This is a genomic window from Xanthomonas sp. NCPPB 2250, from assembly GCF_056725265.1.
The window spans coordinates 3,282,752-3,296,297 of sequence record NZ_CM161520.1; the positions used below are offsets into that span (position 1 = coordinate 3,282,752).

11 protein-coding genes are annotated in these 13,546 nt (G+C 67.7%); 3 read left to right on the forward strand and 8 right to left on the reverse strand.

Going from position 1 to position 13,546, the window contains the following annotated elements:
* Positions 1–60: 60 nt before the first annotated feature.
* The 8 genes from AC1PMG_RS13045 to AC1PMG_RS13080 form a co-directional block, all read right to left on the reverse strand.
* The gene (locus AC1PMG_RS13045; protein ID WP_010342667.1) at positions 61–897 is read right to left on the reverse strand and encodes a carbohydrate ABC transporter permease; all 837 of its coding nucleotides are present in this window, start codon (positions 895–897) and stop codon (positions 61–63) included.
* Positions 894–1,775, reverse strand: coding sequence for a carbohydrate ABC transporter permease (locus AC1PMG_RS13050; protein WP_010342668.1), 882 nt, complete (start codon positions 1,773–1,775; stop codon positions 894–896). The genes AC1PMG_RS13045 and AC1PMG_RS13050 overlap by 4 nt, the downstream gene beginning before the upstream one ends.
* Positions 1,772–3,067, reverse strand: coding sequence for a sugar ABC transporter substrate-binding protein (locus AC1PMG_RS13055; protein ID WP_017912832.1), 1,296 nt, complete (start codon positions 3,065–3,067; stop codon positions 1,772–1,774). Before AC1PMG_RS13055 ends, AC1PMG_RS13050 begins: the two co-directional genes overlap by 4 nt.
* Before the next feature lie 11 nt (positions 3,068–3,078).
* Positions 3,079–4,665, reverse strand: coding sequence for a glucoamylase family protein (locus tag AC1PMG_RS13060; protein WP_407136839.1), 1,587 nt, complete (start codon positions 4,663–4,665; stop codon positions 3,079–3,081).
* Between the two features lie 130 nt (positions 4,666–4,795).
* The gene (locus AC1PMG_RS13065) at positions 4,796–7,768 is read right to left on the reverse strand and encodes a TonB-dependent receptor (protein ID WP_481109158.1); all 2,973 of its coding nucleotides are present in this window, start codon (positions 7,766–7,768) and stop codon (positions 4,796–4,798) included.
* A 105-nt stretch (positions 7,769–7,873) separates the two neighbouring features.
* A complete protein-coding gene (locus AC1PMG_RS13070) occupies positions 7,874–8,887 on the reverse strand; it encodes a LacI family DNA-binding transcriptional regulator (protein ID WP_152237423.1) in 1,014 nt (337 codons plus the stop codon).
* 234 nt (positions 8,888–9,121) lie between these two features.
* Positions 9,122–9,406, reverse strand: coding sequence for a BolA family protein (locus AC1PMG_RS13075; protein ID WP_481109159.1), 285 nt, complete (start codon positions 9,404–9,406; stop codon positions 9,122–9,124).
* Positions 9,403–9,702, reverse strand: a complete 300-nt coding sequence (locus AC1PMG_RS13080; RefSeq protein ID WP_017909689.1) for a YciI family protein — start codon at positions 9,700–9,702, stop codon at positions 9,403–9,405. The genes AC1PMG_RS13075 and AC1PMG_RS13080 overlap by 4 nt, the downstream gene beginning before the upstream one ends.
* Positions 9,703–10,075: 373 nt before the next feature.
* Between AC1PMG_RS13080 and AC1PMG_RS13085 the strand changes: the two genes are divergently transcribed.
* The 3 genes from AC1PMG_RS13085 to AC1PMG_RS13095 are packed head-to-tail and all read left to right on the forward strand — an operon-like array spanning position 10,076 to position 13,542.
* Entirely contained in the window at positions 10,076–11,017 is a 942-nt protein-coding gene (locus AC1PMG_RS13085; protein WP_150410986.1) for a segregation and condensation protein A, read from the forward strand.
* A 22-nt stretch (positions 11,018–11,039) separates the two neighbouring features.
* Positions 11,040–12,005, forward strand: a complete 966-nt coding sequence (gene scpB / locus AC1PMG_RS13090) for an SMC-Scp complex subunit ScpB (protein WP_481109160.1) — start codon at positions 11,040–11,042, stop codon at positions 12,003–12,005.
* Positions 11,998–13,542, forward strand: a complete 1,545-nt coding sequence (locus tag AC1PMG_RS13095) for a pseudouridine synthase (RefSeq protein ID WP_481109161.1) — start codon at positions 11,998–12,000, stop codon at positions 13,540–13,542. Before scpB ends, AC1PMG_RS13095 begins: the two co-directional genes overlap by 8 nt.
* Positions 13,543–13,546: the final 4 nt, after the last annotated feature.

The window sequence follows — 13,546 nt, forward strand, 5'->3', positions numbered from 1 at the left end:
CGGCCATCCATGGCCGGGCGTTCGGCGCAACGCGCGCCAGTGGCGCGCAAGCGTTGCGCCTCACCCCTTCACGCTGCCGAGCAGCAGGCCCTGGATGTAGTAGCGCTGCAGCGCCAGGAACAGCGCCAGCACCGGGATGACGGTGACCACGGCGCCGGCCATCATCATCTCCACGTCCATGATGTGCTCGCGCGACAGCGCCGCCAGCGCCACCGGCAAGGTGTAGTGCTCCTGGTCGGTCAGCACGATCAGCGGCCACATGAAGTCGTTCCACGCCGCCATGAAGGTGAAGATGGTCAGCGTCACCAGTACCGGCTTGAGCATCGGCAGCACGATCTGGAAGAAGATCCGCAGCTCGCCGGCACCGTCGATGCGCGCGGCCTCCAGCAGCTCGTCCGGGATCGAACGCGCGTACTGGCGCACCAGGAAGATGCCGAACACCGTCGCCAGTGCCGGCACGACCACGCCGCCGAAGTTGTTGACCAGGTGCAGCTGCTTCATCAGCAGGAACAGCGGCAGCATCGCCACCTGCGCCGGGATCACCAGCGCCGCCAGCAGGATCTGGAAGATCCGTTCCTTGCCGACGAAGCGCAGCTTGGCGAAGGCGTAGCCGGCCATGGTGTTGATCAGCAGCGAGCCGAAGGTGATCGCGCACGACACCAGCAGGCTGTTGGCGAAGTTACGGGCCATGCCGGTGCGCGAGAACAGCTCGCCGTAGTTGGCCAGGGTGGCGCCGGTAGGCAGCATCGGCGGCGGGAAGCGGCTGGCCTGCCCCGCCGGCATGAACGACACCGACACCATCCACAGCAGCGGCGCCAGGCTGATCACGGCGAGCAGCAGCAGCCCGCCGTTGACCAGCAGCGTGTTCCAGCGCGAGGCGCCGATCTCCCGGCTCATACCAGGTCCCTCTTGCGGCCGAAGCGCAGCATCACCGTCGTCACTCCCAGGATGATCAGGAACAGCAGGAACGCCACCGCCGACGCGCGGCCGAGATTCCACCACTTGAAGCCTTCCTCGAACATGTAATACAGCACGCTGACCGTGCTCTGCAGGGGGTCGCCGCGGGTCATCACGTAGGGTTCGGCGAACAGCTGGAAGTAGCCGGACACGGTAATCACCCCGACCACCAGCAGCACCGGCCCCAGCATCGGCAGGGTGATGTGCAGGAACTGCCGCCACTTCGAGGCGCCGTCGATGCGCGCGGCTTCGTACAGGTCCTGCGGGATGGCCTGCAGGCCAGCGAGGAAGATCACCATGTTGTAGCCGAAGTTCTTCCACACCGCGAACAGCATGATGGTCGGCATCGCCCAGTGCGGGTCGCCGAGCCAGTCGATCGGGCCGATGCCCAGGTGCGCCAGGCCGTAGTTGACCAGGCCGTAGCTGGTGTGGAACAGGTAGCGCCAGATCACCGCCACCGCCACCAGCGTGGTCACCACCGGCGCGAACAGCGCGGTGCGGAACAGCGCCTTGAAGCGCGCCACCGGCGCGTTCAGCAGCAGCGCCGCGCCCAGCGAGGCGCCGATGGACAGCGGCACGCCGACGATCACGAAGTACGTGGTGTTCCACAGCGACTTCCAGAACATCGGCGTCTGCAGCAACTCGATGTAGTTGCCGAAGCCGACGAAGCGCAGGTTGTGGCGGTCGGCCAGCGAGTACAGGTCGAAGTCGGTGACGCTCAGCGCCAGCGCCGACAGCACCGGCAGGCCGAAGAACACGCCGATCACGATCAACGCCGGGCCGGCGAACAGCCAGCCGATCAGGGAACCGCGCTTCATGGCGCCGCTCCCGCGGCCGGCGCCGCCGTGCCTTCGCGGTGCTGCTGGTGGATCCAGCGGCGTTTCTCCAGGATCTCGTCGACCCGCTTGTCCAGTTCCCGCATCGCCTTCTCCTGCGGTTCGCCGCCGCGCACCACCCGCTCGGTGGCCAGCCGCATCTCCTGCACGATGCGCTCCCACTCCAGGACCTTCGGTGCCGGCTTGACCCGCTCCAGCTGATCGCGGAACGCGTGCGCCAGCGGATCGTCGGCCAGCGACGGATACGCCCAGGTGCTGCGCCGCGGCGGCATGTCGCCGATCAGCGCGTGGAAGCGCGCCTGGATCTGCGGCCGCGACAGGAACTCGATCAGCTTCCACGCCGCGTCCTTGTGCTCGGACTTGCGGAAGATCACCAGGCTGGTGCCGCCGGCGATGCCGGCGCCGGGGCCGTCCGGGCCCGGCAGCGGCATGGTGCCCCACTGGTCCTTGAGCGCAGCCGGCTGCACCTTGCGGAACTCGCGGATGTTCCAAGGGCCGGAGATGTAGAACGCGTAGAACCCGTTGAAGAATTCGTCCCAGACGTTGGAGATCTGCGTCTCCGACATCTTCGGCGCCCAGCCCTGGTCGAACATGTTGGCGTAGAACGCCAACGCCTTGCGGAAGCCGGGGCTTTCGAAGTTGCCGTAGTTGTTGTGGTCGCGCAGCAGCGGATCGGGCAGCTGCAGGCCCAGCGACAGTTGCTGCTCGAACTCGTTGAGCGGCATCAGGATGGCGTAGCGCTTCGGCCCGACATGCTTCTTCACCGCCGCCATCGCCTGCTCCCACTCGGCCCAGGTCTGCGGCAGCTTGGTCACCCCGGCGTCGCGCAGCATGTCCTTGCGATAGAACAGCAGGCGCGTGTCCACGTACCAGGGGATGCCGTAGAGCTGACCATCGATAACGCTGGTGTCCCAGATGCCGGGGAAGTAGTCCTTCGGGTCGACCACCTTGGAACGGTCGACATACGGCTGCAGCGGCTGCAGCGTGCCCAGTTCGGCGAATTCCGGGATCCAGGTGTTGCCCAGCTGGCAGACGTCCGGCAGGCCGTCGGCGGCGAAGGCGGTCAGCAGCTTCTCGTGCGCGGCGGTCCACGGGATGTTCTGGATATCGACGTGGATGCCGGGATTCTCCTTCTCGAACTCCGGGATCAGCTCGGCCACCACCTCGGCCTCGCGGCCCATCGCCCAGAACCGCACCACCTCGCCCTGCGGCGCGCGCGCGCACCCGCATACCGCCACCATCAGCAAGCCCAGCGACACCCAACGACCGATCATGCGTGCCGCGCTCATTCGGGCTTCTGCGGCTGGCGCTGGTCGGGGTTCTGTTGCGCCTGCGCGGCGGCGGCGCGCGATTCGGCGATGCCGATCGCCCGCGCCGCGGCGGCCTGCTCGTCCTTCTTCGGCACCGGCTGCGCCTCGCCCTCCGGAGTGAGCCAGCCGCCGCTGAAGCCGGCGCGCTCCAGTCCGGTGCGGATGTACTTGTTCTTCTTCATCACGTTCCAGACGAACTCGTTGCGGTAGTTGGCGATCATGGTCAGGATCGGGCCCTGGTCGATGCCGATGTAGTCGCTGGAGACCCAGCCGCGTCCGGGCACGACGCGCCCGGTCTTCAGCGGGATATCGTAGTTGAAGCTGGGGTTGAACGAATCCAGGAAGCCATAGCTGGAGTAGATGAAGTCGCCGTAGCGCTTGTGCATCTCCTCGGTGGCCGGAATCACCACTTCCGGCGCGAACACCAGCGAGGCCACCGCCGCGGTCGGCGCGATGGTGCCGTCGTCGAAGTTCTCGCGCAGACCGGCGCCGCGCGAGGAATAGTGGCGGAACTGGCGTTGTTCGCCGCGATACTCCTGCTCGGTGTTCTGCGGCCCGTCGCTGGCGGTCAGGCCCCACACGTTCTCGCCGTAGTCCTTCCACTTCATCGGATTGGCGATGGCGTACTCGCGCTGCGCCAGCACCGCGCGGCGGCTGTTGAGGAAGTAGTCGATGCCGCGCTCGCGCATGTACTGGTCCTGGATGTCGCGGAAGTCGATCCAGACGTGGCTGTACTGGTGCGCGAACATCGGCCCGAACGACAGGTATTCCTGGCCGTAGTACACGCCCCAGTCGTTGTTGTAGGTGCGGGTCCACACCGTCCACGCATCCGGGCTCACCGCATGGGTGGGCGACCCCAAGGCCAGCACGTACAGCATCATCGCTTCGTTGTAGCCCATCCAGTCGTGGCTGATGAAGCCGCTTTCAGGGAACCAGCCCATCGAGATCAGCGGATCGCGCTGCTGCAGCCAGGTCCAGTCCACGCGCCTGTACAGCGTGTCGGCGATCTCGCGGATCTCCTTCTCGCGCGGGTCGTCGCCGTCGTAGTACGACTGCGCGAACAGCACGCCCATCATCAGCAGCGCGGTATCCACGCTCGACAGCTCCACCCAGCTGTCGTAACGGTGGCCGTTCTGCATGTCCAGGAAGTGGTAATAGAAGCCCTTGTAGCCGGCCTTGCCGGTGCGCTGCGGGCCGACCGGCGCATCGCGGAAGAACTTCAGCGTGGTCAGGGTGCGATCCACCGCCTGGGTCCGGCTGATCCAGCCGTTCTCGATGCCGATGGGATACGCCGTCAGCGAGAACCCCACCGACGCGATGCTGGCGAAGGGACGCGACGGGAAGCGGTCGGGGGTCAGGCCATTGGTGTCGTTGGTGGTATCCCAGAAGAACTGGAAAGTGCGCCGCTCGATGTCGCTGAACAGCTGTGGCAGCTCGGGCTTCAGCGGTTTTGGCGGCAGTTCCGCCTCGACCAGGATCACCTGCACCGGCTTCTTCTCCACCGCCTTCGGCTCCTCGACCTTCTTACACGCCGTCAGCAGCACCCCTGCTGCCATCACCATCAACGAAAACCTGATGAACCTGCGCTGCTTCTTCATCGTGCCCCCCGTGAAATCGTTTACACGCACGCAAAAAATACCCCACTTCCGCATCGCCGCGGCCCCCGGTGCACGGGAGCCGCGGCGGCCTTGCTTACCAGTTCAAGCCGAACGACAGCTTGAACGTCCGCATCGGCGAGGCGAGCACGCCGTTCGGCGTACCGAACGCCGTATTCAGATCGGCGTACGTTCCGGTTGCGGTGTTGTAGTCCGCGTAGTTGGTCCAGTTGAACAGGTTGATGACATCGGCGCGCACGTTGAACTTGATGCCCGACCCGGTATCCCATTCCTTGTTCGCCGCCAGGCTGAATTCCTTGTAGCCCAGCGTGGCGTCCGGCTTGTACTGAATGATATAGCACTGGTCGTTGCCCGCCAGGCAGTTGGTGCCGTAGCGCGGGGTCTGGCTGGCCAGCGACAGCTTGGCCGACAGGGTGACGTCGTACGGCAGATCGTAGATGCCGGTGACCACCAGGCGGTTCTTCGGGATGCCGCCGGCCTCACGCCAGCCGTAGCCGGCCATCGACGGCTGGTCCAGCGCATAGTGCTCGCCGTACTGGCGGTTCTCCTTCGCGTCGGAGAAGGTGTAGGCCACGGTCAGGCCCCAACCGGACTCCTTGTCGTAGGGCTTGTCCAGCTTCAGCGCCAGCTGGTTGTTGCGCGTCTTCAGGCCGTTGGTGCCGAGCACGATCGCGCTGTAGCCGTTGGGCGAATCGGTGGGCACGCCGGAGGTGGTGCCGGGCAGGAAGAACGAACCGTCGGCACGGCGGTTGCCGCGCAGGAACACGAAGCCGTCCTCGCTGACGATGCGGCTCAGGGTCACGTCCGTGTACCAGTCGTTGCCCCAGAAATGCACCATGTTGCGCATGCCCAGGCTGAACTGGTCGGAGTACGGCACCTTGATGTTGTTGTCGATCAGGTAGACCTCGCGGCCGCCGCCGGCGCCGCCGGTGTTGGAGGCCGCCAGCCCGTTCAGGCCGGCCTGGGTCGCATAGCTCGGATCCCATGCCACGCACGGCTGGCCGAGGCACGGCGTGTTGGCACTACTGAAGTAGTAGCTGTAGGAGCGGAAGTTGTTGTTGAGCTGCTCCAGCGCCAGGTAGTCGAACAGGTTGCGGTCGTACGCACGGCCGGCACCGCCGTAGATCACGTGCGCCTGGTCGCCGAACAGGTCGTAGGAGAAGCCCAGGCGCGGCTGCCAGGCATCCTTGAACGCCTTGCGGTTGTTGCCGGTGCTGATGTAGTTGGCGATGTCGTAGTTGGCGTTGTCCAGGTTGCGCCAGTTCAGCAGCGCGCTGGCGACGTCGGCCGGGGTGACGAAGTCGAGGAACGACGGGGTCTTCTCGTAGTCGTAGCGCACGCCCAGGTTCAGGGTCAGGTGCTCGTTGACCTCCCAGTCGTCCTGCAGGTAGATGCCATACTGCTTGTTCTGCGACTGCACCGAACCGCCGTCGCCGGTGTCGCCGAAGCGCACCCGGTACGGCGTGCCGACATCGCTGAGGATGTTGTAGTAGTACTGCGGATTGGCCGGATTGATCTGGGTCGAATCGAGCTGGATGTCCTTGTACTTCAGACCCATCTTGATGGTGTGGCTGCCGTGCCAGTCGAGGCTGTTGAGGGTCAGGTCGTCCTGCAGGGTCCAGCCCTTCTGGCCCTTGTTCTGGAAGCTGCTGCCGGCGCCGGCGCTGAGGATGGTGGTCTCGTTGCCGGCCTGCGGCACGTAGGACAGCACGTAGCCGCTGCCGTCGGTGAGCGGGGTCTGGGTCCAGAACGCGCTCTCGTAGCTCAGGTTCAGATCGTTGAGGAAGGCCTCACCGCTGTACTGCCAGCGCAGGTTGGCGCGCTTTTCCTTCTGCCCGTTGCTGCTGCCGTGCTGATAGGTGGTGGTGTCGCCGATGTCCGACAGCTCGTCTTCCTTGCGGTACTTGCCGGTCAGCTCGAACAGGTTGTTGTCGCCCAGGGTCCAGTCGATCTTGCCGAAGTACAGGTCTTCCTTGAACGGGGTGCTGTAGGTGGCGACGAGCGGCTGCAGCTGCGCCGGCAACTGGTCGACGCGGTCGGCGTAGATGCCGCCCGGAATCACCGTGTTCGGCGTGGTGTATTCCTTGGCCTCGTAGGCCACGAAGAAGTGCGCGCGGTCCTTGAGGATCGGGCCGCTGAAGGTGGCGCCGTACTGGGTCTCGGAGAAGTCGTCGCGCTGGCCGGCCTTGCGCTCCAGCGGGCTTTCGGCGCGCCAGTCGTCGTTGGTCGTATCCCAGAAGAAGCTGCCGTGGAAATCGTTGGTGCCGGACTTGGTCGAGGCGACGATCGCCGCGCTGCTGACCTGGTCGAACTCGGCCTTGTAGTTGGAGGTGATGACCTTGTACTCGCCGATCGCCGACTGCGGGAACGGGTTGCCGCGGCTGGAATCCTGGCCGCTGACGCCGCCGGTCAGCACGTAGTTCTTCTGGCTGATGCCGTCGATGTAGACGTTGGTGCCGTTGGCCGAGGTCGCGCCGGAGCGCACCGTGGTGTTGCCCTTGGCGTCGCGCTGGAACTGCACGCTCGGCACGCTGTCGGCCAGCTCAAGGAAGTTGCGCGTGGCCTGCGGCAGCTTCTCGATCTGCACGTTGGAAATGTAGGTGGCGTTCTCCGAGGTGCGGGTTTCCACCAGCACCGGCGGCGCCTGCACCTGCACCGCGTCGAGCGTGGTCGCGCCCTGCCCGTTGGCGGTGGCCGCTTCGCCGCCCACGCCCAGATCCAGGGTGGCGGTCTGGCCGACCTGCACGGTGACGTTCTGCGAGGTGGTCTTGCCGTCGGCGGTGACGTCGATGCGGTAGGAACCCGGCGGCAGGCCGCCGACCGAATAGGTGCCGTTGCTGGTCTGCACGCTGCGGCTCAGACCGGTGGCCAGGTTGGTGGCGGTGACCTGCGCGGACGCGGCCGGCGCCGAATCGACCTTGACCTGGCCGCGGATGGTGGCGCCGGTGCTCTGCGCGAATGCCGGCGCGGCGCCCAGCAGCAGGCAACTGGCGAGGGCGCAGCTCAACAGCTTGCGCGTGGGCCGGGCGGAGTGCGGGGTGTGTTGCATGTGGGGTTTTCCCTCCAGGAAGACGTGATGCTCGTTATGGGTGGTGCGTGGTGCTTCGATGGAACGAAGTGGAACAAGCGATGCGGCGCAGAAGAGTGCGTCGCATCAGGAACGGGCCGTGCTGGAATCGCGCACGACCAACGTAGGAACCAGGGTCTGCCGCTGCCGGTCGTCCGCGTCGGGCCGATCGATCAATTGCAGGAGGCGATGCATCGCCTGCTCACCAAGCCCGGCGATGCTGACGCGCATGGTGGTGAGGGATGGGTGAACGAAACGCGCCAGCGGAATGTCGTCGAAGCCGGCCAACGCGATGTCGTTGGGCACGCGCACGCCGCTCTGGGTGAAGGCGTAGAGGCAGCCGAGCGCGGTCATGTCGTTGGCGGCGAACACCGCATCGGGCAACGTGCCGGCCTGCAGCATCGCCTGTCCGGCGCGATAGCCGGAGGCTTCGTCGAAGTCGCCCGGGAACTCCTGGCCATGCGCTTCGCCGGCATGGCGTGCGATGGCGTCGCGGAAGCCGCGCAGGCGTTCGCGCGCGTCGAAGTTCAGTTCCGGACCGCCGATGAAGGCGATGCGGCGATGCCCCATCGCCAGCAGGTGCTCGGTCATCGCCACCGCGCCGGCGTGGTCGTCGATGCTCAGCACCGGATATTCGGTGCCCGGCAGGTGGGTGTTGATCAACACCGTCGGCAACGCCTGCGGCAGGTTGTCGGTGAGAAAGCCCGGGCGCTCGGCATACGGCGACAGCACCAGCAGGCCGTCGACGCGGCCGCGCATCGCCCGCAGCGCCCGCCCCTGCTCTTCCGGGTCGCCGTGGTAGCTGGACACCAGCAGGTGCTGGCGGCGCGCGCGGGCGGCGCCGTCGATGCCGCGGATCAGTTCGGAGAAGAATTCGCCGTACAGGTCGGGCAGCACCACGCCCAGGGTCTGGGTGCGGCGGCTGCTGAGGCTGCGCGCCGCCGCATGCGGGCTGTAGCGCAGGCGCTCGGCCACTTCCAGCACCAGGGTCCGCACCGGTGCGGCCACGTTCTCGTGGCCATTGAGCGCACGCGACACGGTGGCCACGGAAACCCGGGCCTCGCGTGCGACGTCTTTGATGGTAACCGCGCTCTTCGCCATCGTGCCGCCCTCCGCGGCAGAGACCTTGAGAAACTGGCGCGGACTGTAATCGTTTTCAGCGCGAGGCAGAAGCCCTTTGTTATTTTTACAATAAACGTCTTATTTTTCAGTCACTTGAATAATGAGAAACCGGTCGGAATCGTGCCGCAATGCAGCATAATCCAGGTGCAGATTCCGATTTTCCCCGGGGTGCACACCCCTGTTTGGACCGGCGGCAACCGTCGCCGGCGGGTGTCAGCCGCCCGTGCCCGGCACCTCGGCGCGGATCGACAGCGCGTGGATATCGGTCTGGATCATCTCGCCCAGCGCCGCGTAGACGGCACGGTGGCGGGCCAGCGGCGCCATGCCGGCGAAGGCCGGACTGACCACCCGTACATTGAAATGCCCGCGGCCGTCGCGCGCGCCGGCATGGCCGGCATGGCGATGGCTGTCGTCCTCGACCTCCAGCGCCTGCGGCGCGAACGCCGCCTCCAGCGCGGCGCGGATCCGCGCCACCCGCTCGGCGCCGACCTGGCTCATGGCAGCACCTTGCGGAACGGCCGCACCTCGACCCGGGCGTAGACGCCGGCATCGACATACGGATCGGCCTCGGCCCAGGCCCGCGCCTCGGCCAGCGAGTCGAACGCGGCCACCACCAGGCTGCCGCTGAAGCCGGCCGGACCCGGATCCTCGGCGTCGATCGCCGGGCACGGCCCGGCCAGCAGCAGCCGCCCGGCCTCCTGCAATGCGGTCAGCCGCTGCAGATGCGCCGGCCGCGCCGCCGCCCGCCGCGGCAGCGCATCGGCCACGTCGTACCCCTCGATCACGTACCACATCGCGTCTCCGCCCTCGTTGCCTATCCAAAGACCTGCCATTGTAGAACCTGGCCCGGCACGGCGGCGCTGGACACCGACCCCGCCGGCGCATTACCCTTGGTCGTATTGCACGCGGCCGGATGCAGCGGCCCGTCGGTGATCGGCGACCCCAAGCCCCTTCCGACGACCGATTCGCTGCCTGACACCGCCCGCGCAGACGTCCTCCTCTGCAGTTCCCGCCGCCACGACACGCGTGGCGTGCGTCGTGTGTCTTGTTGAAGTACCGAGCGCGTTGCGGGGACGACGCGCCATTGAACCGCAGCACTGCCGGCAAGGAGCCGCGCCGGGTCGCGCCTGCCCGGCCCTTCGCTACCGCAACACCGATGTCCAACCGATGACTTCCGAACTCGCGCTCGACGCGAACCCGCCAACCCAGACGACCCCGCCACAGCAGCAGGAAATGCCGCTGGCGGTCGTGCATGGGCAGCCGGTCCTGCAGATCCCGCAGGATCTGTACATCCCGCCGGATGCGCTGGAAGTGATCCTGGATGCGTTCGAAGGCCCGCTGGACCTGCTGCTGTACCTGATCCGCCGGCAGAACCTGGACATCCTGGACATCCCCGTCGCCGAGATCACCCGGCAGTACGTGGACTACATCAACGTGATGCAGGAGCTGCGCTTCGAACTGGCGGCCGAATACCTGGTGATGGCCGCGATCCTGGCCGAGATCAAGTCGCGGATGCTGCTGCCGCGGCCGCCGGCCGAGGACGGCGAGGAAGTGGACCCGCGCGCCGAACTGGTCCGCCGCTTGCAGGAGTACGAACGCTTCAAGCAGGCGGCCGAGGACATCGACGCGCTGCCGCGGCAGGACCGCGACACCACCCCGGTGCACGCCCATGTGCCGGACCGTGCCGCGGTCAAGCTGCCGCCGCCGGTGGAGTTGAAGGAAATGCTGCTGGCGCTGTACGACGTGCTCAAGCGCGCCGAGCTGTTCAGCGGCCACGCGATCAAGCGCGAGGCGCTGAGCGTGCGCCAGCGCATGGGCGACGTGCTGGGCCGTCTGGACGACGGCAAGTTCCACCGTTTCGAATCGCTGTTCAGTGCCGAGGAAGGCAAGCTGGGCGTGCTGGTCACCTTCCTGGCGCTGCTGGAACTGGCCAAGGAGCAGTTGCTGGACATCGTCCAGGAACCGCTGGCGCACGTCCCCGCCGAGGCCGCCGAGCGGCCGCCGATGCCGCCGATCTACGTCAAGTCGCTGGCACTGGGCAACACCAACGCGCCGCTGCAGTTCAACAGCGAGTTCGACGACAGCGACGCCGCCGACGCCACCACCTGAGCCACCGAGAACCCGCCCCCGCATGGATCAAGCGCTGATCAACCGCATCGTCGAGGCCGCCCTGCTCGCCGCCAACCAGCCGTTGCCGCTGGCGCAGTTGCACGGCCTGTTCCCGGAGGAGGAACCCGCGCCGCCGGGCAGCATCGAGCGCGCGCTGGAACTGCTGCGCGAAGCCTGCGAGGGCCGCGGTGTGGAACTGGTCGAAGTCGCCTCCGGGTTCCGCTACCAGGTGCGCAGCGACGTGCATGCCTGGGTGGCGCGGCTGTGGACCGAGCGCAAGACCCGCTACACCCGCGCCACGCTGGAGACCCTGGCGCTGATCGCCTACCGGCAGCCGATCACCCGCGGCGAGATCGAGCAGGTGCGCGGCGTGGCGGTCAGCAGCAACATCATCCAGGCGCTGGAAGAGCGCGAGTGGATCCGCGTGGTCGGGCACCGCGACGTGCCGGGCAAGCCGGCGCTGTTCGGCACCACCAAGACGTTCCTGGACTATTTCGGGCTCAAGCGCCTGGACGAACTGCCGCCGCTGTCCGAACTCAAGGACATCGGCGAACTGGAACCGCAGCTGCCGCTGGACCGCGACGCGCTGCCGGTCGGCGACATGGCCCAGGCCGACGCCGCACCGGGCGACGCCGCCGATCAGGGCAACCAGGGCGACACCACGGCGCAGGCCGCGGCCGCCGGCGAACCCGCCGAGCCTGCCGCGACGGCGCAGGCAGACGCGGCCGACGACGACGACGCAAACGCAGAAGCACGCGACACCGCAACACCGCACACCCCCGCGACCGACGACGCCCACGCGCCGGCGGCCACGGATTCCACGACCGCCCCGACGGGCGAACCCGAAGCCGCGCCGGGAGAGCGCGCGGCGGATGCGAACGAAGCCGAAGACAACGCCGTCGCGACGACGACCGTGGCTGTTGACGATGCCGATTCCGAACCACAGGCCGACGCGCAACGCGCCGGCCGGAGCCAAGTAAATGAGTGACACCTCCCGCAAGCTGTCGTTGAACAAGCTCTCGCTCAAGCGCGACGCCGCTGCCGCCGAGCAGCCGAAACTGGAAGAACGCCTGCACAAGGTCCTGGCCCAGGCCGGGCTGGGCTCGCGCCGGGCGCTGGAACAGCGCATCGCCGACGGCCTGGTCAAGGTCAACGGCGAGGTCGCGCAGACCGGCATGTCGATCCGCAGCGGCGACAAGATCGAGCTGGACGGCCGCAGCTTCGTCGCCAGCGCGCTGACCGAGCCGTCTCGCGTACTGATCTACAACAAGCCCGAAGGCGAAGTGACCACGCGCGAAGATCCCGAAGGCCGCCCGACCATCTTCGAGGCGCTGCCGGCGCTGAAGGGCGCACGCTGGATCGCGATCGGCCGCCTGGACATCAACACCACCGGCCTGCTGCTGCTCACCACCGACGGCGAGCTGGCCAACGCGATGATGCACCCCTCCTACGAGATCGAGCGCGAGTACGTGGTGCGCGTGCGCGCCCCGGAAGGCGAAGAGACCGTGCCCGACAGCATGATCGAGCGGCTCTCGCGCGGCGTGCTGCTGGAGGACGGCGGCGCCAAGTTCGACGAGATCGAACGCATCGGCGGCACCGACTCGCACGACTGGTTCCGGGTGGTGGTCAAGGAAGGCCGCAACCGCGAAGTGCGGCGCCTGTGGGAATCGCAGGGCTGCCAGGTCAGCCGGCTCAAGCGCACCCGCTACGGCAAGATCGCGCTGCCGCGCGAACTGCTGCGCGGGCATTCGATGGAGCTGGCGCAGGACAAGGTCGAGGCGCTGCGCGCCGAGCTGAAGCTGGAGGAAGGCACCCCGTCGGCGCTGACCCTGCAGCCGGTGATCGGCCAGCGCAAGGCGGCCAAGGCCACCGTGCAGGTCGGCCGCGGTGGCAATGCCTACGTCAACGGCCACAACACCGCCGACGAAGGCCGCGAGCTGCGCCGCTTCGACACCTTCCGCGAAGACCGCGGCCGCGGCCGCGGCGGCAAGAAGCCGCACGGCGGCCTGACCGTGAGCGGCGAAATGGCCGCCAAGCAATCGCAGAAGCCGTTCAAGCAGCGCACGCCGAAGGGCCCCAAGCCGCTGCCGGACGGCAACCCCGCCGCGTTCCGCACCTGGTACGTGCCCGATGGCGTCAGCACCGGCCCGACCGGCCACCGCAACGCCGGTCCCGGCGGTCGTGGTCAGGGTCAGGGGCAAGGCCAGGGGCGTCCCTACGCCAAGCCGCGTCCGGCCGGTGCTGGTGCGGGCGCCGGCCAGGGCCGCGGCCCGGGTCAGGGCCAGCAGCGCAAGGCGCACCCCTACGGGCATCCGGGCAACGCGCCGAGCTTCCCGTCCGATCACGCCACCCCCGGCTTCAACCCCTACGGCGCCGCGCCGCGCGCAGCGCGCCCGGCCGGCGGCCAGAAGCGCGGCCCGGGTCCGGGCGGACGCCCCGGCGGCGGCAATCGCCCGGCCGGTGGCCGCCCGGGTGGCGGTGGCCGGCCCGGTGGCGGCGGCAACCGCGGTCCGCGCGGCGGCTGAGGAG